The 23,071-nt window shown below is 68.1% G+C and carries 13 protein-coding genes, 1 tRNA gene, 3 rRNA genes and 1 pseudogene; 7 read left to right on the forward strand and 11 right to left on the reverse strand.

The genetic code is table 11. The features are described from left to right. Positions 1-149: 149 nt before the first annotated feature. The gene (locus D5R93_RS11295) at positions 150-2,171 is read left to right on the forward strand and encodes a dolichyl-phosphate-mannose--protein mannosyltransferase (RefSeq protein WP_119837158.1); all 2,022 of its coding nucleotides are present in this window, start codon (positions 150-152) and stop codon (positions 2,169-2,171) included. Positions 2,172-2,650: 479 nt separating this feature from the next. Here D5R93_RS11295 and rrf read toward each other — a convergent pair. From rrf to D5R93_RS11320, 5 genes are all read right to left on the reverse strand, one after another. Next, positions 2,651-2,767: ribosomal RNA gene (gene rrf / locus D5R93_RS11300) — 5S ribosomal RNA — on the reverse strand. Between the two features lie 101 nt (positions 2,768-2,868). Further along, positions 2,869-6,049 (reverse strand): 23S ribosomal RNA (locus D5R93_RS11305). Between the two features lie 147 nt (positions 6,050-6,196). Continuing rightward, entirely contained in the window at positions 6,197-6,484 is a 288-nt protein-coding gene (locus D5R93_RS11310) for a hypothetical protein (protein ID WP_120205318.1), read from the reverse strand. Between the two features lie 22 nt (positions 6,485-6,506). After that, positions 6,507-8,090 (reverse strand): 16S ribosomal RNA (locus D5R93_RS11315). Together the 16S, 23S and 5S rRNA genes form the textbook arrangement of a ribosomal RNA operon. A gap of 559 nt (positions 8,091-8,649) precedes the next feature. Continuing rightward, a complete protein-coding gene (locus tag D5R93_RS11320; protein ID WP_120205320.1) occupies positions 8,650-9,141 on the reverse strand; it encodes a DUF4342 domain-containing protein in 492 nt (163 codons plus the stop codon). A gap of 371 nt (positions 9,142-9,512) precedes the next feature. Here D5R93_RS11320 and D5R93_RS11325 point away from each other — a divergent pair, with 371 nt between their 5' ends. The 3 genes from D5R93_RS11325 to D5R93_RS13645 all read left to right on the forward strand — a co-directional run bounded on the left by D5R93_RS11325 (position 9,513) and on the right by D5R93_RS13645 (position 11,715). Further along, positions 9,513-10,241: an SDR family oxidoreductase gene (locus tag D5R93_RS11325; RefSeq protein ID WP_120205322.1), complete on the forward strand. Its 729-nt coding sequence runs from the start codon at positions 9,513-9,515 to the stop codon at positions 10,239-10,241. A 185-nt stretch (positions 10,242-10,426) separates the two neighbouring features. Next, the gene (locus tag D5R93_RS11330) at positions 10,427-11,515 is read left to right on the forward strand and encodes an RbtT/DalT/CsbX family MFS transporter (RefSeq protein ID WP_205570051.1); all 1,089 of its coding nucleotides are present in this window, start codon (positions 10,427-10,429) and stop codon (positions 11,513-11,515) included. Continuing rightward, a complete protein-coding gene (locus D5R93_RS13645; RefSeq protein ID WP_243106755.1) occupies positions 11,413-11,715 on the forward strand; it encodes an MFS transporter in 303 nt (100 codons plus the stop codon). Before D5R93_RS11330 ends, D5R93_RS13645 begins: the two co-directional genes overlap by 103 nt. Before the next feature lie 324 nt (positions 11,716-12,039). On the opposite strand, the gene D5R93_RS11335 is transcribed toward D5R93_RS13645, so the two are convergent. From D5R93_RS11335 to D5R93_RS11350, 4 genes and pseudogenes are all read right to left on the reverse strand, one after another. Beyond that, a tRNA-Ala gene (locus tag D5R93_RS11335) sits at positions 12,040-12,112 on the reverse strand. A gap of 119 nt (positions 12,113-12,231) precedes the next feature. Next, positions 12,232-13,584: a hypothetical protein gene (locus tag D5R93_RS11340; RefSeq protein WP_120205324.1), complete on the reverse strand. Its 1,353-nt coding sequence runs from the start codon at positions 13,582-13,584 to the stop codon at positions 12,232-12,234. 172 nt (positions 13,585-13,756) lie between these two features. Further along, the gene (locus D5R93_RS11345) at positions 13,757-14,425 is read right to left on the reverse strand and encodes a GNAT family N-acetyltransferase (RefSeq protein ID WP_243106757.1); all 669 of its coding nucleotides are present in this window, start codon (positions 14,423-14,425) and stop codon (positions 13,757-13,759) included. A gap of 138 nt (positions 14,426-14,563) precedes the next feature. After that, positions 14,564-15,774, reverse strand: a pseudogene (locus D5R93_RS11350) (molybdopterin molybdotransferase MoeA). A gap of 235 nt (positions 15,775-16,009) precedes the next feature. Between D5R93_RS11350 and D5R93_RS11355 the strand changes: the two are divergent. The 3 genes from D5R93_RS11355 (at position 16,010) to mscL (ending at position 18,073) form a co-directional block, all read left to right on the forward strand. Next, entirely contained in the window at positions 16,010-16,672 is a 663-nt protein-coding gene (locus D5R93_RS11355; protein ID WP_119837145.1) for a 5-formyltetrahydrofolate cyclo-ligase, read from the forward strand. Between the two features lie 171 nt (positions 16,673-16,843). After that, on the forward strand, positions 16,844-17,599 hold the full coding sequence (locus D5R93_RS11360) for an SAF domain-containing protein (RefSeq protein ID WP_119837144.1): 756 nt from the start codon (positions 16,844-16,846) through the stop codon (positions 17,597-17,599). Between the two features lie 90 nt (positions 17,600-17,689). Next, positions 17,690-18,073, forward strand: coding sequence for a large conductance mechanosensitive channel protein MscL (gene mscL, locus D5R93_RS11365; protein ID WP_119837143.1), 384 nt, complete (start codon positions 17,690-17,692; stop codon positions 18,071-18,073). A 239-nt stretch (positions 18,074-18,312) separates the two neighbouring features. Here the strand turns inward: mscL and D5R93_RS11370 are convergent, their stop codons facing one another. Both D5R93_RS11370 and D5R93_RS11375 read right to left on the reverse strand, forming a co-directional pair. After that, positions 18,313-18,546 carry a transcriptional regulator gene (locus D5R93_RS11370; RefSeq protein WP_243106759.1) on the reverse strand — a complete coding sequence of 78 codons (234 nt, stop codon included), beginning with the start codon at positions 18,544-18,546 and terminating at the stop codon, positions 18,313-18,315. A 38-nt stretch (positions 18,547-18,584) separates the two neighbouring features. Continuing rightward, a complete protein-coding gene (locus D5R93_RS11375; protein ID WP_120205329.1) occupies positions 18,585-23,057 on the reverse strand; it encodes a DEAD/DEAH box helicase family protein in 4,473 nt (1,490 codons plus the stop codon). Positions 23,058-23,071: the final 14 nt, after the last annotated feature.

Genomic DNA, 23,071 nt, shown 5'->3' on the forward strand with positions numbered 1-23,071 from the left:
GCTCGGGAACCGGGGCCGACTGGAAGGAGCCAACGGACTCGGCGAGATCCGCCTGGTCCCCCTGGGGTGCCCGGGCACTGGAAACGCTGCCAGCGGAGAAGGTGCTGTCATCCACGGGGCCAGTATGACCGTCCCCCTAGACTCGCGACGTGACCACTGCAAGTACGTCGTCCCCCGACAAGGCTGCCGACGCACAGGCAGGAACGGCTGGAGCCGACCTGCAGGACACGGCCAGCCCAGCCCAGCCCAACCGCGCGGAGGACGGGCAGCGCGCCGAGGACGACCTGCGCGCCGCACTGGGGCTTGACCCCGCGGGGTCGCAGGCTCCCCGGGCCGTCCGCGTCCGCGGCTGGGTGGCGACCGGGGCAGCCGGGATCATTGCCACCCTGCTCAGGCTCCTCGGACTGGCTCATCCCAGCACCCTCATGTTTGACGAGACCTACTACGTCAAGGACGCCTACGCCTTGTGGACCGTGGGCTACGAAGCACAGTGGGCAGAAGGGTCGGACGAGCTGTTCGCAGCGGGAGACTTCTCCGGGATGTCGACGGAGCCCAGCTTCGTCGTCCACCCCCAGCTCGGCAAGTGGCTGATCGGTCTGGGCATGCAGGCTCTTGGGCCTGAGTCCCCGGTGGGCTGGAGGATCGTCCCCGCGATCGCTGGCGTCCTGACCGTGGTACTCCTAGCCCGCCTGACGTTCCGGCTGACCGGCTCCCCGGTCCTGACAGGACTGGCAGGGCTGCTGCTAGCCATTGACGGGGTCGCCCTCACCGAGTCCAGGATCGGGCTCCTGGACGTCTTCGTAGGCCTGTTCGCGACCCTGACGATGTACTGCCTGGTGCGCGACCGCCAGTGGTCCCGGGCCAGGCTGGCCCGGGACCTTGCTGGCACAGGCGCTGGCCATCTCGCTCCTCGCGCACACGTACGTCCCTGGCTGTGGGCCACAGGAGCAGCCTTGGGACTGACCTGCTCCATCAAGTGGTCCGGCCTGTACCTGCTGGCGGTTGTAGGGGTCATGGTCGTGGTGTGGGACACCCAGGCCTTGAAGAAGGTGCAGGCAAAGGCGTGGTTCCTGGAGGGGACACTCTCCCGCGGGATCGGTGACTTCATCCGGCTTGTCCCCACGACCGCCCTGGTCTACCTTCTCATGTGGTGGTCGTGGTTCACGCACGACGGCGCCTACAAGCACGGCTGGGCCGCTCAGCAGCGGGCAGCAGTGGGGGAATCGGCACGGTCCTGGCTACCTGACGCCCTCAACGACCTGGTGGAGTACCACCTGTCCATGTACACCTTCCACGTGGGTCTGGACTCCGAGCACCCCTACCAGTCCCGTCCCGCAGGATGGCTGCTGCAACTGCGACCGACTTCATTCTACTGGGCCGGCGAGGAGGAGCTGGCAGGCCAGGACTGCGGATCGCAGCAGTGCGTCCAGGCCATCACCTCCATCGGTAACATCCCGGTGTGGTGGGCTGCCTGCGTCGCGCTGGTCGCCGTGGTTCTCCTGGCGACCGTCGGCCGTGACTGGCGCGCCTGGGTGCCACTCGCTGGCTACCTGGGCCTGTACGTGCCGTGGTTCCAGTACCCTGACCGCACCATCTTTACCTTCTACACGGTCGCGTTCGTGCCTTTTGTCGTGCTGGTTCTGGTTCTAGGGCTGGGCATGGCCTCAGGCCTGCTTCCACCGCTGCCCGGGACACCGCCTGGCGACGAAGGAGGATGGGTGCTGTCCGTCAGGCGGATGCGGCGGTGGCTCGGCGGCCGGGTTCGACGGTCCCCTGGCGCTTACCGGGTCGACGCCGACGATGTCCTCGCAGAGGACCGCACAGGACCTGGTGACGTGGTCAGTCCCAGCAGCGACGCAGCAGTGACCGGTGCTGAACTGACCGGTGCTGAAAGCAGCAGCGACACAACTAGTTGCGAGGGCCGACGTGGCCTGGCGGCGGTGTGTTCTAGCTCCGAGGAGATGTCAGTGAGCAGGCAAAGGCCGTTGCCTGTCGTCCAGCGATGGACGGGTGTGCCTGCCGAGAGGGTACGCCGTGGTGGTGTGGTCCTGGTTGGTGTAGTGACGGTAGCGGCTGTGGCCTTCGCAGTGGGTTGGTGGTGTGTGTGGACTGGGACGACGGTGTCCTACGAGGTGTGGCGGTGGCACATGCTGCTGGGGTCGTGGATCTGAGGGGGACCCGCAGGGGGCGCGTGCGGGGGCGTGTCGCCGCCGAGGGGGGTGCTCCGGCTCGCGGTCCGTGTGGTGGCACGGGCGGGCCGCCCCCCCTTCCTTGCCCCTTTTTTTTTGCGGGGCGGAGGGGTGCGTGCCTCGTGGGGGCCAGCTCCTGGACGACAACGAGGAGAGAGGGGAGGCAGCGGGTGGGGTGGGGGCCTCGTGCGGGTGGTTCTCCCGCCCGCGGCGGTGGCCGCACAGGGGCCTGCACGTGACTACCCGCGGGGGCGGCCTGGCCGGCCCCTGGTGCCAGGCCCGACCGCGTGCTCCTGGCCCCTTGCGGCTCACGGCCGCGCCCTCGTCAACCGCGTCACCGACAGGGGCGGCCGGGCCGGGGGGTGGCCGGGGTGGTGTCGGCGCCCCCGCGCCTCCGCCCCCTTTTTTTCTTTTGCTCCCCCACCCCCGCCCCCCGGGGGGGCGGGGTGGGGGTGGTGTGTGCTCGGTGGTGTCCTGCTCTCCCGTCCCCTGGCGGGGACAGTACCATCGGCGCTGGCAGGCTTAGCTTCCGGGTTCGGGATGGGACCGGGCGTGGCCCTGCCGCTGTGACCACCGAGACGTGGCCGGGGACCCGCGCACAAAGGTGGCGGTGGTGGTGGGGTGGTCGTGGACCGTACAGCGGGCGCGGCCGGCAGCCGTGGCAGGGCTGGCGGCGGGTGCGTGCTTGTGTCGGCCTGTTAGTACCGGTCGGCTCGCAACAGGTTGCCCTGCTTCCACCTCCGGCCTATCCACCCAGTGGTCTGCTGGGGGCCTTCCCACCCCCTAGGAGGGGTGGCGGAGACCTCGTCTTGAGGCTGGTTTCCCGCTTAGATGCCTTCAGCGGTTACCCGTCCCGAACGTGGCCAACCAGCCGTGCCCCTGGCGGGACAACTGGCACACCAGAGGTTCGTCCGTCCCGGTCCTCTCGTACTAGGGACAGGCCCTCTCAGGTCTCCTGCGCGCGCAGAGGATAGGGACCGAACTGTCTCACGACGTTCTAAACCCAGCTCGCGTACCGCTTTAATGGGCGAACAGCCCAACCCTTGGGACCTGCTCCAGCCCCAGGATGCGACGAGCCGACATCGAGGTGCCAAACCATGCCGTCGATATGGACTCTTGGGCAGGATCAGCCTGTTATCCCCGGGGTACCTTTTATCCGTTGAGCGACGACCCACCCGCACGGGATCGCCGGATCACTAGCTCCTACTTTCGTACCTGCCCGACCCGTCGGTCTCGCAGTCAGGCCCCTTGTGCGCTTGCACTCGACACCTGGTTGCCGACCAGGCTGAGGGGACCCTTGAGCGCCTCCGTTACTCTTTAGGAGGCAACCGCCCCAGTTAAACTACCCACCAGGCACTGTCCCTGGCCCGGGTCACGGACCGAGGTTCAGGCGCACGCCACGGCCAGGGTGGTATCCCAACAGCGACTCGCCACCGCGCTGGCGCGCGGGGTCACGGTCTCCCACCTATCCTGCACAGGCCGGGGCGGGCGCCAATACCAAGCTGCAGTAAAGGTCCCGGGGTCTTTCCGTCCTTCTGCGCGAAACGAGCATCTTTACTCGTAGTGCAATTTCGCCGAGCTCATGGTCGAGACAGCGGAGAAGTCGTTACGCCATTCGTGCAGGTCGGAACTTACCCGACAAGGAATTTCGCTACCTTAGGATGGTTATAGTTACCACCGCCGTTTACTGGGGCTTGGACTCGCCCTTCACCCCCAAAAAAGAGGGGGCTGAGGGCTCCTCTTGACCTTCCAGCACCGGGCAGGCGTCAGTCCGTATACCTCGCCTTGCGGCTTCGCACGGACCTGTGTTTTTAGTAAACAGTCGCTTCTCCCTGGTCTCTGCGGCCCTCACCCCTAGCCCGCGACGGGGCCTCAGGGCCCGGGCCCCCTTCTCCCGAGGTTACGGGGGCACTTTGCCGAGTTCCTTGACCATGAATCACTCGTGCGCCTAGGCATGCTCTGCCCGACCACCTGTGTCGGTATAGGGTACGGGCGGCCGGCACCATCGCGTCGAGGCTTTTCTCGGCACCCCAGGATCACCCTGCTTCCCCCGCCCGCAGGCAGGGTCACCATCACGCCTCACCCCGCCCCCCCACCCACCACGGGCAGGAGGACCGCCCCCCGGATTTGCCTGGGGGACAGGCTGCGCGCTTGGACGGGCCAAGCCATCAGGCCCGCGGAGGCTACCACTGTGCGTCACCCCTGTTAACACGCTTGCCTACCAGCACGGAGGGTCCCCGCCCCCGGGCGCCCCCACGGCCACAGGCCGCCGGGACACCACCAGGAGGGCAGGTCAGCACCCGCGCGTCAGCACGGTCGGTACCAGGCCGGTACGGGAGTATCAACCCGTCGTCCATCGACTACGCCTGTCGGCCTCGCCTTAGGCCCCGACTCACCCAGGGCGGACTAGCCTGGCCCTGGAACCCTTGGTCATTCGGCGCTAGGGCTTCCCACCCTAGTATCGCTACTCATGCCTGCATCCTCGCTCCCGCACCGTCCACCCCTGGGTCACCCCGAGGCTTCACCCCGTGCGGGACGCTCCCCTACCACCCGCCGCCCCTGACCACCCCGCCCACCAGGACAGGACAGTAGGGACCACGCGACGGGCCCGCGGCTTCGGCGGCGCGCTTGAGCCCCGCTACATTGTCGGCGCACGACCACTTGACCAGTGAGCTGTTACGCACTCCTTCGAGGATGGCTGCTTCTAAGCCAACCTCCTGGTTGTCTGCGCGGCCGCACATCCTTTCCCACTTAGCGCGCGCTTAGGGGCCTTAGCCGGCGGTCTGGGCTGTTTCCCTCTCGACCACGGAGCTTATCCCCGCGGTCTCACTGCCGCGCTCCACCCCGACGGCATTCGGAGTTTGGCTGACCTCAGTAACCCTGTGGGGCCCATCAGCCACCCAGTAGCTCTACCTCCGCCGGGAACCACGCGACGCTGCACCAAAATGCATTTCGGGGAGAACCAGCTATCACGGAGTCTGATTGGCCTTTCACCCCTACCCACAGCTCATCCCCCGGTTTTCAACCCAGGTGGGTGCGGTCCTCCACGCGCTCTTACACGCGCCTCAACCTGGCCATGGGTAGATCACCCCGCTTCGGGTCCACGACGCGCCACTCAACCGCCCCTGACAGGACTCGCTCTCGCTACGGCTGCCCCCACGGGTTAACCTCGCGACGCGCCACTGACTCGCAGGCTCATTCTTCAAAAGGCACGCCACCACCCCCCACCCCGCGGGCAGGAGGCTCTGACGGCTTGCAGGCGCCCGGTTTCAGGTACTGTTTCACTCCCCTCCCGGGTACTTTTCACCATTCCCTCACGGTACTGGTCCGCTATCGGTCACCAGGAGGTATTCAGGCAGCCAAGCGGTCTTGGCAGACTCGCACAGGACTCCACGGACCCCGTGCTACCACGGGAACCCGGCCCACGCGCGCCCGGCCGGCTTAGCCTACGGGGGTCTCACCCTCTACGCCTCCCCTTCCCAGAGGACTCGGCTACCAGCACGAGCACAACGCGGCCCTCCGGCAGAAGAGCCACGGCCAGGCCCCACAACCCCGCACGCGCAGCCCCTGCCGGGTCAACGCACGCGCACGGTTTGGCCCTCCTCCGCTTTCGCTCGCCACTACTCACGGAATATCCTCTCCTGCGGGTACTGAGATGTTTCACTTCCCCGCGTCACCCCCCACGCACAGGCACACGCCCACGCACGGGTGGCACGACACAGCTCGTGCCAGGTCACCCCATTCGGAGACCCCCGGATCACAGCCCGCCAGCCGGCTCCCCGAGGATTATCGCAGGCCACCACGTCCTTCATCGGCCCCTGGTGCCAAGGCATCCACCGAGCGCCCACACAAACAAGCACACACAACACACCACACAACACGCACGCCGCAGGCACACGCCCACGCGCGCGCCCACGACGGCTGCACCACGACAGGCCACCACACCCCCACCACCACCACGGCAGCAGGACGGCACGGCAGCCCGACGCTCGCGCCCGCTATACAGTTCACAACCACCCGCCCACGCCCCGGCCACCACGCGCACGCACGCGCACCAGCCAGGACCAGGCCACCAGGACGCACAGGCCCCAGAACCCGACAGCGTGCCCGCCACCGCCCCCCGGACCAGCCCCCCGACCACGAGGAGCCACCCAGGACACGACCCGGCGAACCAGCACCACCCACCACCCCCAGGCAGCAGGCACGGCACCAGCAGTCCCCCCACGCCCCACCACGACCAGGCACCCACCAGCCCCCGGGCCACCACGACCCAGGACCACGGGCACGACAGGCACCCCGCCACAGCAGTCTCCCTAGAAAGGAGGTGATCCAGCCGCACCTTCCGGTACGGCTACCTTGTTACGACTTCGTCCCAATCACCAGCCCCGCCTTCGACCGCTCCCCGTAGGGCCACGGGCTTCGGGCGTCACCGGCTTTCATGACGTGACGGGCGGTGTGTACAAGGCCCGAGAACGTATTCACCGCAGCAGTGCTGATCTGCGATTACTAGCGACTCCGGCTTCACGGTGTCGAGTTGCAGACACCGATCCGAACTGAGACCGGCTTTAAGGGATTCGCTCCGCCTCGCGGCACCGCAGCCCTCTGTACCGGCCATTGTAGCATGCGTGAAGCCCAGGACATAAGGGGCATGATGATTTGACGTCGTCCCCACCCTCCTCCGAGTTGACCCCGGCAGTCTCCCGAGAGTCCCCACCACCACGTGCTGGCAACACGGGACAGGGGTTGCGCTCGTTGCGGGACTTAACCCAACATCTCACGACACGAGCTGACGACAACCATGCACCACCTGTGAGGGCACCCCCACCCCCCCGCAAACACGAGAGGACAGGAGAAGACCACGTCTCCGCGGCCCGCGCCCACATGTCAAGCCCTGGTAAGGTTCTTCGCGTTGCATCGAATTAATCCGCATGCTCCGCCGCTTGTGCGGGCCCCCGTCAATTCCTTTGAGTTTTAGCCTTGCGGCCGTACTCCCCAGGCGGGGCACTTAATGCGTTAGCTGCGGCGCGGGAGCCCCGGAAAAGGCCCCCCACACCTAGTGCCCAACGTTTACGGCGCGGACTACCAGGGTATCTAATCCTGTTCGCTCCCCACGCTTTCGCTCCTCAGCGTCAGTAACGGCCCAGAGACCCGCCTTCGCCACCGGTGTTCCTCCTGATATCTGCGCATTCCACCGCTACACCAGGAGTTCCGGCCTCCCCTACCGCACTCAAGCCGGCCCGTACCCACCGCACTCCCCGGTTGAGCCGGGACATTTCACGGCAGGCGCGACCAGCCGCCTACAAGCCCTTTACGCCCAGTAACTCCGGACAACGCTAGCGCCCTACGTATTACCGCGGCTGCTGGCACGTAGTTAGCCGGCGCTTCTTACCCAGCTACCGTCAGCCCCGCCACCACGGGCAGGACCTTCTCCGCTGGCGAAAGAGGTTCACGACCCGAAGGCCTCCGTCCCTCACGCGGCGTCGCTGCATCAGGCTTCCGCCCATTGTGCAATATCCCCCACTGCTGCCTCCCGCAGGAGTCTGGGCCGTGTCTCAGTCCCAGTGTGGCCGCCCACCCTCTCAGGCCGGCTACCCGTCACCGCCTTGGTAGGCCATCACCCCACCAACAAGCTGATAGGCCGCGAGCCCATCCCCCACCAGACCCACCCAAGGCAGGCCCTATCCCGCACCAGCCATGCGACCAGCACGAGCACACCCCGTATTAGCCCCACTTTCATGAGGTTATCCAGGAGAGGAGGGCAGGTTGCTCACGTGTTACTCACCCGTTCGCCACTCATCCACCCAGCCCACCACAACAGCGGACCAGGCATCACCGTACGACTTGCATGTGTTAGGCACGCCGCCAGCGTTCGTCCTGAGCCAGGATCAAACTCTCCAAAAAAAACAAGAACCACACGACGACCGCCCACAAACCAGCAGGCAGCCCCCGCACAAAAAAACCAGACAGAACCACCCCACCACACGCACACCCGACCAGCCGCACGCACACACGCACGACCACAACCAGGCACACCCACAGCAGGACAGCCCCACCCAGACAGGCATAAAAGAACAAGACACACTATCGAGATCTCAAACCACACACCCACAACCAGCCACACCACCACAACAACAGCAGCAGCACAACCAGCAAGAGCAACCCGACATCTCCACCAGAACTACTACAAGCACTTCAGAAGGAAGCAGCCCGAGTAGTTAACCCGGCTTGTTATCGAGCTTGGTACGCCTCCGTTCCGGGTCTTGCCCTTTCCGGCGACGGACGAGTACTTAACCACCTTCAGAACTTCAGGTCAACTTCGTGACGAGTGACCCTCGACACTCGCTCGCGTGGGCACTGGGGCTACCGGGCTGGCGCCGTCCCAGCACCCACTTCCGGCTAGAGGCACCTGGACTGGTCCGCCCCTCGTCTCAGCCGCCCTCGCTCGCCCGTCTCAGCCAGCTCAGCCAGTCGTGTCCCCCGTCTGGGGCGTCTCCTCGGCACTCGCGCCCCTGGGTGGGAGGGAGAGGCGGGGTGGTGGAGCCGTATCAGCATCGGCTGGTGGCGTGTTCCTTCTCTCCTCCCCAGTCGGCCCGGGATCAGCAGCCCCCGTCGCGGAACCGGGACTAGTACGCTCCACCTCCAGAGTCACCCTGGTGACCATGGCGGCAACGACGCCGACAGCGGCGAGCACCGGCGCGGCCACAACCGTGACGCCTCCGGCTATCACGCCTGCCGTCATCGGGATGCTGAACAGCTCACGCCCCGATGAGTCCCGCAGGACCACGCGGCGGACGCTCCCGTCGGCCATAAGCCGCCTGACGGTGGAGACAAGCTGGTCCCCAGCCACGTCGATCCACTCCAGGACCGTGTGGGAACCACTCGGCTGGCTAGTGGTACCAGACTGCTGGCCGGGCTCACCTGCCCCGGGCTTAGGTGTCTTCTGTGTCGTCATGCGACCCAGTCTGCTGGCTAACCCCCGTCCCCGACTACCGGGGACCACCCTGACTCGTCCCTAGTTGTGGCGCTACCCACCCCGACACACGCGAGGGAACAGGCCAGGCACCAGGTACCGAGATCAACACAGGCCGCACCGCTGCACCCGCCAGCCCCGGGTGCCAGGATATTCCCTGTCACCTTCCAACGCCCCAGCCCCGACACTGCCAGGCTCAGACCGCTTCATGCTCTGGGGACCAGGGCCGTGACACCAGGACCAAGTGGTGCCAGCATAGTGGTGGCGCCCAGGGCACGCCGACAATCGTACAGACCCGGTGGGGCCTAGGGCACCTACCCATCACAGCGACGTGACATCTGGAGGACCACACCATGCACGACTTCGGCGGACGAACAGTTCTGATCACCGGCGCAAGCGGAGGCATCGGGGGCGCAACCGCACGCATGCTGGCGGCCCAGGGCGCTCAGGTGCTGGCCTGTGGACGCGACGAGAACGCCCTGGCTGCTCTCGCCGCCCAGACCGGCGCCACCACCTTACGCTTCGACGTCACCAAGGAGGACGAGGTCCGTGACGCCATTGAGGGACGGGACCTTGACGGCGTAGTCAACTGCGCCGGCTGGGGAGGCGCCATCGAGACGCCCCAGGAGGCTGACGTCGAGGTCTTCGACAAGGTCATGGCGATCAACGCCCGCAGCACGCTGCTGGTTACCAAGCACGCCTCGCGGCAGATGATCCGTCACGGCCGGGGCGGCTCCATCGTTAACGTATCCAGCCAGGCCAGCCTCGTGGGACTCACGGGACACATCGCCTACGGGTCCTCCAAGGCGGCGATGGACAACATGACCCGGGTCAGCGCGCTGGAGCTGGGCCGCTACAACATCCGTGTCAACAGCGTCAACCCTACCGTCGTGATGACCCCTATGTCCGCCTGGTACTGGGGGCGGCCCGAGATCGAGGGCCCTTTCCTCGAGCAGATGCCGCTAGGACGATGGGCCACCGAGGACGACGTCGCCGGCCCCGTCGTCTTCCTCCTCAGCGACCAGGCGGCCATGATCACCGGGGTCTGCCTGCCCGTCGACGGAGGCTACACCAACAGGTGAGCACTCTGCCCTGATGCGGTGGTGTCGACCGACAGACGTCGGCCGGCACCACCCGTCACGCCAACAGCCAGCCGAGGTCAGCAAAGTACCAGCCTGTGCCATGCAGGGCTCTAGGACGTCACCCAGGCCGTGGACATACTCATGCCACCGACGGAGCGGCCGTCGACGACACAACGAGGTGACCCATGGATATCGGAATGCCCCGCAAGCTGGCCTTCGGCTTCCTCGCCATAGCCGTCTTCATGACAGGGGACGGATTTGAGCTGACCTTCCTGTCCCCCTACCTGGTTGACCAGGGGTTCACGTCGCCCCAGGCAAGCCTGGTCTTTACCTGCTACGGCTTCATGGCGGCGCTGGCCGGCTGGTCCTCAGGGGTCCTGGCCGAGATGTTCGGCGCCAAGCGCGTCATGATGATCGGCGGCACGTCGTGGCTGGCGCTGCACCTGGTGTTCGTGGGCATAGCCCTGCCACTGGGGTCCTACCCCCTGATCCTGTCGGTCTACGCGATCCGAGGCCTGTCCTACCCGCTGTTCATCTACTCCTTCGTGGTGCTTATCGCCCAGACCGTGGACACATCCAGACTCGCCTCAGCCATGGGGTGGTTCTGGACCTCTTACTCCATCGGTATCGGCGTGCTCGGGGCCTACCTGCCCAGCTGGATCGTGCCCGTCGTCGGGGAGTACCGCACCCTGTGGATCTCACTGGCCTGGGCGAGCGTAGGCACCGTCATCTGCCTCGCGCTGGTACCCACCTCCCCGCGGAACGCGAGCGCAGACCTGGACCGGGGCGCCAAGATACGCGAACTGGCACGCGGCGCCACGATCCTGGCCGAGAACCGGGAGATTGCCCTGGCGGCAGTGGTAAGGATCATCTGCAACCTCACGCTCTACGGGTTTCCCGTCATCATGCCGCTCTACCTGGCCACCGACGAGGACGGCGGAGGCGAGTGGATCACACAGCAGCAGTGGATGCGTGTCTGGGCGCTGATGTTCCTGGTGACCGTCTTTGGGAACGTGTTCTGGGGGATTATCGGCGACCGCTTTGGGTGGATGAGACAGATGCGCTGGTACGGATGCTGGTTCTGCGCCGCAGGTACCCTGGCCTTCTACTACATCCCCAGCTCTTTGGTGGCAACCTCTGGCTCCTGTACGCCGCCGCCACGCTGTTGGGAATGGGCTTTACCGCTTTCGTTCCCATGGGCGCGATCTTCCCCGCTATCGCCCCGGAGCACCGTGGCGCGGCGATATCGGCACACAATCTGGCCTCAGGCCTGACCACCTTCTTCGGTCCTGCCATCGCCACTGCGCTGCTGCCCTTCGTCGGCTTCGGCGGAGTGTGCTGGGCCTACGCTCTGCTCTACCTGCTGGGCTCGCTCATCACGGTGTTCATCCGCCCGCCCCAGCCGGGCTTCACCCCCGAGGGACGTCGGCTGCCCGTGTCCCGCGAGGCCGCGAGCGCACCAACCGCCGCGTAAGCCCTATCCCGCGCCCTCCTGGACACGCGGCCCCGCGGACCGCCACTGGTGGGTGGGCAGCAGCACGTCGGCTGCTGCCCACCCACCGGGCGCTGGAGGTGCGCCAGCCTAGCCGCCCGTTCCAGGGATGCCTGCTACCAGCCCAGCCGACCTTATCCGTCAACGGCACCGTCGAGGACCCAGGACACTGAGCATGGAGCTCCTCCGTGCCGAGGGCCTCGGGCAGGTACCCAGCAGGACGCCACGGTCTTTCCCAGCCCAGGCGGGGCGACAGGCAACGCCAGGCCTAGCCCCGACGGCACAATCTGATCTCACTAGTCTCTGTGGAGCTAGGGGGACTCGAACCCCCGACCTTCTCATTGCGAACGAGACGCGCTACCAACTGCGCCATAGCCCCAAGTGCCCCATGATGGTAGCACCACTGCCGCACCCGACACCAACGCCACCTGTGGTGAGACCGCCCACCTAGTTGGACCTAGCTGGCTGGCCCTTCCTAAACTACCTGACTCACCGCCGCTACTCGCCTGCGGCACGGCGGCGCTCCAGGACTGCGTCCAGGTCGATCGGCTGGAAGTCCCGCTCCTCAAAGTCCGGCGCGGTAAAAGTCCTGACCCGGTGTGGACGTGCTGGCACTGGGACGGAGACGCCCGGCTCCACCACCGGCTCCTCGTAGGCACGTCGAGGAGCCCGAGCCGCAAGCGTGTAGGTGGGGGCAGGAACATGGACCGGGCGCCAGCCCTGGGGCGGAGTCGCTGTCGGGAGCTCAGCACGCCCTTTCCTCGCGCCTCCCCGGCTCGGCTCGTCCCGGCTCGCAGGCTGATCCGCGCCAGCCGTCGGGGGGTCGCCCGCAGTGACGACCCTACCCACCGAGCCCTCGTCCTTCACCTGACCCACGGCCTCGACGTCGCCACCGCCACCGGCCTCAGGCGGTGCAGCAAGGCTCTCCTGCGGCGTCTGCGGCGGTCTTGCCCGGGGAGTCTCCACGCCGGGTCGACGAGTCGCGTCGTCGGCGTCTGCTGTCGCCGCACCCCACGCAGGTTCCGGGGAGACCGCTGCCGCACCGACCTCCTCGTCAGCCGCCTCGCTCCGGAGCGAGGCAGACGAGCTCTCAGCCTGAGGTGATGTCCTCGACTGCGTCCGCACCTGGAACGACTCCTGGACGAACTTGGGGGCGACATGGACCGAAGGCTGGTCCTGCTCGGACAAAACGGCGTCGTCAAAGTCCGGTGCCGGGACGCGCGGCTGGGACTCAGGCTGCTGCTGTGTGCGCAAGGAGCGCTTGCTGGCCACGACCGGCACTGTGGGACGGCGTCCGGTCAGTCCTGTCAGCTCGCGCTCCAGCTCAGCGATCCGGTGCCGCTCGCGCCGATCGGCCTGCGCAGAGGCCACCGCCGCCCTCCGTCCCGCCACCATGGAGACCCCCATAAGCGCCGTCGGCACCAGGGCAGGCCACCAGGGCAGCACCGTCAGCGCCCCGACGACCCATGCCCCCAGGGAGACCCCCAGCAGGACACAGGCGACGACACCACGGTGGGCCGCCGCCGCCCGACGACGCTCCCGGGCCTGGGCGTGAGCCTTCCGGGCGCGCCCGAGCTCCCGCTCTGTGCGCAGGGCTCTCACGTTCCTTACCGCCGGCCTGTTCATCCCCTTGACCTCCGGTCGCCGTCGAAAGAGTTCCGCGTGCCCGCTACGCCCGCACGCACTGTCCGCAGCCGCCGTGGCTCCCGTGTCCAGGACCCGCAGCTCGGCGGAGTAGCGGTCCTGGATGTTGGACTGGCCGGTCATCTCACGACGCCGCACCAGGAACGGGAAAAGGTACACAGCGAGAACTGCGACGAGGGCAGCGAACGCCCAGACCTCAACTCCCACATCTCAACCGTATGTGCATCAACGCGCCCATCAACGGAGGAACACTCCGTGTCGTCGGTAAGTCGTCGGTAAGTCGTCGGTAAGTCGCCGACCGCTCAGCGACAGGACATCCGGAATGTCCCACACTCACGCATGATCTTTTAACTCATAAACCACCCTTGCATCGAAAACCTCATGAGTCACAGGCGCCTCGCGTCTGCGCCCGCGCCTCCAGCCGAGCCACCATCCCTGCGCCACCAAGCTCCTCGGAAAGAACCGCAAAGGACACGTGGTCGGCCCAGTCCCCGTCTATATGCATAAAGGCACGACGCAGCCCCTCCTCACGCAGTCCCAGCGCACGGCACAGCGCAATACTGCGCCGGTTTCCCGGACGCACGTTGACCTCGACACGGTGCAGGCCTACCTGCGGTCCCAGCAGGTGATCCACGGCCATAGCGACGGCAAGACGCATCACTCCCCGCCCCTCGTAGGCAGAGGCGACCCAGTAGCCCACCTGGGCACTGCGCACAGACCCCCACTGGATCGGGTCGGCGCTTACCTGCCCCGCCAGCATCCCGTCCACCTCCAGGACGAAGGGCATAGCCTGTCCCTGCCGGGCGCGCCGTGCCTGCTGCCGCACATAGTCAGCGAACGTGGGCAGGTCCTGACGCGCCTGGGAAGGACATGTCGCCTCCCAGGGTGCCAGCCGCCCCGCCTCGGACAGGCGCAGCCGGAGCCACTCCTCCTCGTCGCCAGGCCGCAGCTCACGCAGGCACACTACGCCCGCGTCCCGTACCAGGCCCCGGGCAGTGACATCGTCCTGGCACAGGCGTACAGGCCACAGGTAACGAGAAGAGGCCACCGATCTGCGCCAGGGCAGGGCAGCCGCCCACGACCACCACCCCGCCCGGAGGTCCTCCGGACTGTGGCCCGGCTGCCTGCGTGTGAGAACCGGTCTACGCATAACCCTGACCATAGTCGGGCTGTACGTCCGGCCCTGTCAGGCGTCCAGAAGAAGACAGTGCAGGGTGTCCCCGACGACAACGGTGTGCGTGTCCTCCGGGACCACAGCGATCGCGTTCGCCCTGGCCAGCCCGCAGAGCCGCGTGGCCCCAGGCTGTGCCGTCGGCTCAGCACGGTAGCCGCGCGAGGGGGAGCCGACCAGGTGAACCGGGACGAACTCCCGCATCCCCGCCGGGGAGTGCCAGCCCGACGACACTGCGGCGGGAAGGGATCTACGGTACAGGCTGGCGTACCCGGCGACCTGGCGCACGACCGGACGAACAAAGGCCTCGAAGGCGATGAGTGCGCTGACCGGGTCCCGGGCAGGCAGAAGACCGGAGTGCCCTCGACCGTCCCGAACCCCAGCTGCCTTCCCGGCACCATGGCCACCGAGTCGAAGCGGACGGTCCCAAGTGGCGCCAGGACCTCCTTGACGCAGTCACTCTGGCCCGCCGAGAGCCCGCCGGTGGTCACGATGAGGTCGGCCCGCACCAGCTGGTCCTCCAGGGTCTCTCGCACCGCACTCAGGTCATCGGGCACTGCCGCCACCCTGAAGGCCTGCCCGCCGGCCTCGGTCACGGCAGAGGCCAGGGCGGCGCCGTTGGCGTCACAGACCGCCTCGATCTCACGGACACGCGTCGGCTCAACCAGCTCGTCCCCGACCGGGACCACAACGACACGGGGGACGGGACGGACCCGCACCCGGCTCAGTCCCAGGCCGGCAAGAAGAGCAACCTGCCTGGCGCTGACCCTGGTGCCCTGGGTCAGCACCGTCGTCCCAGCCCCGACATCCTCGGCACGGTGGCGCACACCATGCCCCCCAGGCACGGCGCCGTAGACCGCGACACGGTCCGCACCACGGTCAGTCTGTGTCCACGGCACTACGGCATCGGCCCCTACAGGCATGACCGTCCCGGAGTCAACCAGGACCGCGCAGCCCGGCACCAGCCGACCAGAGCGCCCCTCCCCGGCCCGCACGGCGTCCACCACCCTGAGGGTGACGGGCTCCGCGAGGGAAGCGCCTGCCAGGTCGGCAGAGGCAACAGCGTAGCCGTCGGCTCCCGCCAGGTCGGCCGCAGGCAGGTCGGCCCCAGCCACGACGTCCTGGGCCAGCACGCACGTCACGGCGTCAGGAAGGGCGACATCCAGCGGCGCAGCCGCCTGGACGGTCTCAAGGCACGCGGCCAGGTGCTCGGCGACTGTTCTCATGACCCCAGGCTACCGCCCAGCCGCAGGAACCTCCCCGCAGCCCTCACCGGCAGCACCAGCACAAGCGGGGGCGAACCAGCAACCTGGGCGCAGTCAGGAGACGGCAGAGGCGCGCAGAGAAAGAAAAGCTGTGGAGGACCCGTAGAGGCCCACAGACCACGGGCACGCGTGCCTCGCCCGCCCTCCGTACGCACTGGGTATGTACCTCGGTAAGGGAACCTGAGACAATGACGTCATGAGCGATGGCGCCCGCACCCTCCCTGACACCGGAGCCCTTACGACTGACGACGCCAAGGAGCGGCTGCGCGAGGTTCTCCGGGAGCGCCGCTCCTCCTTCCACCGTCATCCCACCCACGGTCACGGCCCCGGGTGCGAGGCACTCACCGTCCACGCCCTCCAGGCCGTGGACGGCGCCCAGTGCGTAGCCGTCTTTGTCTCCGTGGGAGCCGAGCCCTGCACCCGGCTCCTGCTGGAGCGGCTGAGTGAGCAGGGGGTTGAGGTGCTGCTGCCCGTCCTGGGTCCACGCCTGGCCCGCTGCTGGGGCCGCTTCCGCGGCAACCACGACCTGGCCGAGCGCTCACCGGGACGCCCACCCGAACCTGGCGGGCAGACGCTGCCCGCACAGGCAGTAGCACAGGCGGAGGCGCTCATCGTCCCGGCCCTGGCGGTAGACAGCTCAGGGCACCGGCTGGGCCAGGGGGGCGGCTGGTACGACCGCATGCTGCCCCTACGCCGTGACGGCGCCCCTGCCTTCGCCGTCGTCCACCCCGACGAGCTGTTCACTGACCGCCTCCCGGTCGAGCCGCACGACCAGCGTGTTGACGCCGTCATCTGTGAGGAGCAGTGGTTCTTGCTGGAGGGGTCGCAGTTCTCCTCCAGCGGACCGCCCCCGGGCTGACTCCGTCCCGGTGTCCCCGCGCGCGTCGACCATATCGCCCCGGCACCCTGCCCGCCCGGGGCTCCCCGCTCAGGCAGGGCCAGGGCACCACAGACCAGGCTCGGTCCACCTCGTCAACAAGGACTACTGTCCTCAGACAGCTCACGATGAGGGGACAGGCACCATAGCCGCATGATCGCAGGTCGTCGCACACGTCAAGCCAGGTCCTCCTCCCCGCGCTCGCCACGGCCACAGCCCCGTACCCGAGCGCGGCGCCCCTCCCTCCTGCTGTGGCGGCACCGGCACCTGGTCGTAGCCGCCTGCCTGGCGGCCGCGGCGGTGGCGACGCTGAACGTGCTGCGCCCCGACCCGCCCTCGACCCAGGAGGTGCTGGTGGCCGCCAGGCAAGTCAGCGCCGGCACGGTCGTCACCAAGGACGACGTGGTCCGACGCAGCGTCCCCGCACAGGGGCTACCTGAGTCCGGCCTGGCCGGGGAGGAGGTGGTTGGCCAGCGCTCAGCCATCACCCTGGAGCCTGGGACCGTTCTTACGACCTCCATGACGAGCGCGGCCCTGACCCAGGGGCTCGATCCTGACCAGCGAGTCGTTCAGGTACCGGTCGGTGTCGGGGCAGAGCTGGCGGAGCCAGGGGCGCAGGTAGACGTCATCGACGCACGTGGCGATGCCACCAGCAGCACACAGGCTGCTGAGAATCCCTCCGAGGACGCCCCCTCCGTCCTGTCCAGCCCGGTACCCCTCCAGGGGGCAGAGTCAACCGTGCTGACGCGCAGGGCGCGAGTCCTCATGACCCAGCCGGGTGACGACAGCACCCCCTGGGGACCAGGGACGAAAGTCACACTTGTCACCATTGCTGTTTCCTCAGGTGACGCTACCCTGGTTGCCGCTGCGGCCACCACTGGAGCGCTCGGTATTGTCCTGAGTCCGTGAGCCGCTGTGGCCGCTTGTGGAGCGCGCCTGTTCCGTTCCCCCGATGGCGCACGATGGCTGAGATGCCAGCGCCGCTATGAAAGGACCAACATGATCAAGGGCTTCAGGGACTTTATCGCCCAGGGCAACGTCCTCGACCTCGCCGTCGCCGTCATCATCGGCGCTGCCTTCGCCCCTATCGTCGAGGCCGTCACCAACGTCATCATGGGCATTATCGGTGCCCTGGTGGGTCAGCCGAACTTCGACTCCGTCGGTGAGTTCTCCATCAACGGCTCTGACATGATCCAGCCCGGCACGATCGTCACCCAGCTCGTCAACTTCCTCCTGGTCGCCGCAGCCGTCTACTTCTGCATCGTCATGCCCATGAACAGGCTTAACGAGCGCCGCAGGAAGGCGGCCGAGGAGGCTGCCGAGCCGACCGACGTCGAGCTGCTCACCGAGATCCGCGACCTGCTCTCCCAGCAGCGGGGCTGACTCCCAGCCCTGTGGCAACCGGGACAGGTCGCCACAGACTTCTCAGCCGCAGGACCCTGGCCAGGACACTCACCACGTGCTCCGGCCAGGGTCCTGCGCACTGGGATGGACCGTGACAGGAGCAGGACGAGCCAGGAAGACGAGGCTGTGCAGGACGAGGCTGTGCAGTCAGTGCTCTCCTGCCCTGGGCAGCTCTGCACCCGACCCGCCCCAGCACCTGCCCAGCACCTGGTGGGGTGCTACCAGTGGGGTGGGACGTCACGCAGCAGACGGGCGTCGTTAGTGTTGTCACAGTCTGGGCTGACGACGCTATCAGCCCTGTCAGCACCACCACTGCCACAGGTGCTGCCGGGAGCACTCTCGCCGCGGGTAGCCACGCTTCTCAAGGCCTCAGCGGTGGAGTCAGCCTGCGCCAGGTCCTCAGGCACCTCGCCATGGGCCACACGGTCCCGGTCCCCGGGAGACAGGACCACGACCCTCCGGTGCCTCCGAGGGCTGCCTGAGGGGGCACTCACCGCGCCCGCCGCACCGCGTTGGTCAGGACAGCATCGATACCGGAACCGCGCCGACGCAGTGCCAGGGCGGCCCTAAGCTCCTCGATCTCCTCCTCCTCCCCGCGAGTCACGCCGTCGGAGCGGATCCAGGCCACCAGGTCGTCCAGCTGGTCGTCAGAGTAGGCCTGCAGCGGCAGTCCCTGGGCGATAGGCGGACGCTGAACGCGGTTGTCCCACGGCACCGCTGTGGGGTCGCTAGGCTCCGGCGCAGGAGCCGGAGGCGTCGCGCCCGGGGCGCGACCCGCAGCCACGGGCGCCTCCGGGGTCGCCGGGACAGGCGCGCCAGGCAGAGAGCCCCGGGAGGCCGCACCAGCAGAGCCCGAGGCTGCAGGCAGGGTCGGCTCCACGTCGTCAAGATGGTCGGGCAGGGTCTCCCCCGCAGGCACTGCCCGAGCCTCCTGGCGTGCCACCAGCTCGGCCAGTACCAGCTCCTCGACCCGGTCCGCCTCTGCCTCCGGGTCCACAAAGACCCCGACCGAGTAGGCAATGTGGACGCGCCAGCCCCGCTGCTCCAGCCGTTCCACCCGGTGCCGGTCACGGCGGCGCAGGCTCGGCTCGGCCACGTAGTCGGTGTCGTCGGTGAGTACCGCGACCAGGAGCTCGTCGGGGTAGTCCGGGTGACCGATCGCCAGGGGATACGCACGCCCCCTCCACCCCGTAGCGGGGACCACGGACAGCCCCTTGCGCCACAGGTGCTCTGCCAGGTCCACTAGGAGGCGGTCCGGAACCCTGCCGGCAGAACCGCCGGGGACCGCCGCTGCCTCAGCGCGTGCCAGCACCTCACGCAGCAGCTGCGCTCCTGCGGACCGCAGACGCTCAGGATCGATATCGTCGGCCGCTAGACACGAGACGACCTGAGTACGCCCCCGCGAGGCGCACAGAGCCTCTACCAGGCCAACCATCCCGTCGTGGTCGGAGATCGCCCCAAAGCTGTGGATAGTGCGGCCGTGAGGGGTCTTGGCGTAGCCGACGGTCACGATAACGTGGTCACGGCGCAGGGCACGAGCCCCGGAGAGGTCCACCACGACAAAGGGCTCGTCAGCACCGGGGGAGAAGAAGCGCTCCAGGGCCGGGGAACCCGCCACCGCCTGGGCCACCGCTGAGCGCACCGCGTCAGCGTGCAGGGTGTTGAGAGCGACGACGCCCAGGGACTCCTCAGGGCGAGTCAGAGCCCGGTCGATCACCAGGTCGACGACGCGGTCCACCTCCGCCGACACCGTCTCCACCGCGGTCTGCCCGGGAGCGGGCATGCCCCTGCCGTCCACGAGGTCAAGGCTGAGGGTCCCCTCCCCCGGTGGGGAGGGGATCGCGTCCACCGCACCCTGGTAGCCGTGGGAGGACAGGAAGGCGGCGATCCCGGCGTCCAGGGTGTTACGGAATGTGGGTAGGGTCACTGAGGGGAGCAGAGGGCCGAGCTCGCCAGCCATACCGCTGGAGGAGCGGCGCGGGTCCCCGACGACCAGGACCTGCTCAGCACGCACAAAGGTGGGCAGGACCTGGGACACCGGAAGGTGCCCGCTCGCGTCCATGACCACCAGGTCCACCACAGCCATCGGGTCCAGGACCTGCGGCACCAGCGTCGGCGGGATGATCCACACCGGCTTGGCCAACAGGGCTACCGGGTGAGCCGCCAGGATCTCACGCAGGGGCACGCCGTCGTCGCGGGCGAGCGCGATGTAGAGCGCCCGGGCGTCATCTTTGTCCGCCTCTACCGCAGCCCGCACCCGCCGTGCGTAGGCCTGGGCCACCGGCCCGGGCAGGGACTGCGACTGCGCGGCATCCAGGTCACGCAGCCGGGAGGACAGCTCTGCCAGCGCCCGAGCGTCCAGTCCACCTATGTCGGGGTCCTCACGCAGGATATAGGCCAGAACAGAGGCCCACCAGCAGTAGGTCAGCTCGCTGTCCAGCCGGTCCTCCTCGACCCCGCGCTGCGCCAGATCCTCGACGAAGGGTCCCAGGCCCAGCTTCTCCAGCTCAGCCCGGATGCGGTTGACCTCGGGAAGTCTCTGCGCCGTCAGGTCGTCGGCAGCCAGGGCGTTGACGTAGTCGACAAGCTCGTCCAGGGGGTAGTCGACCAGGACCGAGGTGTCCTGGGTACGCGCCAGGATCGGCTGGACCTCCTCCACGGCACGATGAGCCCTGGCTGCTGCGCGGGTCATCTCGTCCAGGCCGTGGGGCAGGCGCGGCCAGCCACCGTCAGGGTCGTAGCGACGCCAGGCCTCCCGACAGCGCTGGACCTTGACCAGCTCACCGTGGAGGTCGTTGACGACCCTCCCCGGCCTGACAAGGTCCTTGGCCTGCCTGGTAAAGCGACGGCGTCGGGCGCCGTCCATGGTGACGTGATGCTCCTCCCGCCACCGGCGTGTCGCCGTCGCCGCCACCATGTCCGCGGCAGAACGCTCAAAGACCTCCGGCACAAAGACGTCGAGAGACTCGCGCACGCCGTCCAGGACTCCGAGCTGGTCCATCCACTCCGACAGGGTCCCCGCCCGGGCCAGACCGGTTGACTGCGCTGTCTGCTCAACATGACGCTGCACGCCCGGCAGCAGCTCTCCCAGGGCGCGCAGGTGGACCAGCGCGTCAGTGGCCTCGTCCATGTCGCTGACGGCAATCCCGTTCCAGGCACTGGTGGCTACCTCGGGGGTGAAGACACCCAACGCGTGACCGCGGTGAAGAAGGCCTCGCGCGCGCTCCAGCCCCTCCTCGTCCAGGCGCTCCAGGAGGTCGGGACTGACACGCACCCGGGTGGTGGCCCGGGAGGAGCGACGGCCTGTCAGCTCTGCCAGCGTCTGCAGTGCCTCGAAGGCGGAGACCCCCCAGGGCTGGCGCGAGCGGTGAAGCGCCCCGACATAGCGGTCCAGCCGGGAGCGCACCTGCTGGAGGTGCTCGCGCATCTCAATGATGCCACCCACATCCAGCGCGGGAGGCTGGACCCCCAGCGCCTCCCGGATCGCCTCGCAGGCGTGCTGGCGCCAGGCCGGGTCCTCCGTGAGGTCGATGACCATAGACCCGGCCCCGGCCTCACGCATCGCAGCCGCTACCGCGTGGCCGTCAGCACCGGTCGCAGGGACGTGGACAACCGTGCGCCCCATCGCAGCGGCATCGGCAAACACGGCTGCCAGGGTGCCCGGGACGTCAGAGCCCGGCGGGGCCTCGACAAGAAGGTTCGCCCCTGTACCCACAGCCTCGACGACCGCCAGCTGCGCCGGGTCAAGGTCTCCCACGCCGCGCTCCGCCTCAGGGGCACGGTCTGTCAGGTCGAGATCAGGAAGGTCAACCTCCAAAGCGGTGCGGGCACCCTCGTCACCCGCGAGTGCCGCGACCAGGGCCGAGGTCCGCGAGCGCTCGACGACAGCGTCGAAGTCCTCTACCAGGGCCTGTCCCGGGTGGACGAAGGCACCCACGACAAGCCGCTCGTGGAACTCGAAGCCAGGAAGGTACTGGCGTCCCACGGCACCGATGCGTGCCAGGGCTGAGCGGGGGGTGAAGCCCTCCTCCGACAGGGCGGCCTGGGCGATCGCCTCCACGTCGGTGGCACAGTGGTAGCGGCGCAGCGCCCTGATAAGGACCGGGTTGACCTCGATACTCGGCTCCAGGGCCAGCGTGGCGTCCGCGGTGGCGCTGGCCAGGCGCACCGGGCGCAGGAGCACCGGGGCGTTGACCGTACGGACCCGGGGACCGTCCGAGTCCTCGGGGAACATGAAGCCAGCGGCCGCCATCGCGGCCTGCGCCGCCTGCTCCGCGGCGATACGCGCTACCTGCGGGATCTGGACGGTACGGTCCTCCTCGATCCCATGGCCAGCCCCGGCCGCCGCTGCCCTCTCGTCAGCATTCAGGCCGCCGCCCTGCGCGAGAGAGCCGCTGGCACCAGCGGGCCCGCCGTCATTGTCCGGGGTGCCCGAGGCCGAGACAGTCTCGTTCCACGTCGCGACGCCGATGGCCAGGTAGACCGGCGCCACCCCGAACCTCCGGGCCAGGAGCTCCGTCCGGGAGGCAACCTCGCGCAGCGACTGGCGGGCGTCTCCTAGGGCAGCACGCTCGCGGATCAGGCTGGACAGCTGGGTGGTGCGTCCGGCGTAGAGCTGGGCCAGCCCCGAGGGGTGCGCTGCCGTGAGGTCAACGACACCGTCGACAACAGCGATGTCATCCAGGCTGGCCACACCCCCAAGATCCACCAGCTCGCTGCGCCAGGCCTCGAGAGCCGCCTCGATACGCTCGCGCCGCTGCCCGTCCTTCTCCGTGAGTGGGGGCTCGGGAACCGGGCGGGCCAGCTCGGGCAGGGCGTCGGGAACGTCCGGCTCCGCCACCGGGGGCGCGGAGGGAGCAGGCGGGGGTGCCCACCGGTGCGGCGCCCCCGCAGCCTCGCGTTCTTTCGCCCAGGAGGCGGCTTTACGCCGCTTGCGGCCGAAGGAGAACAACGAAGGTGTCATAGCGCCCAAGATAA

The sequence above is a fragment of the Actinomyces lilanjuaniae genome (assembly GCF_003606385.1).
In the GTDB taxonomy this organism is placed as follows: Bacteria; Actinomycetota; Actinomycetes; order Actinomycetales; family Actinomycetaceae; genus Actinomyces; species Actinomyces lilanjuaniae.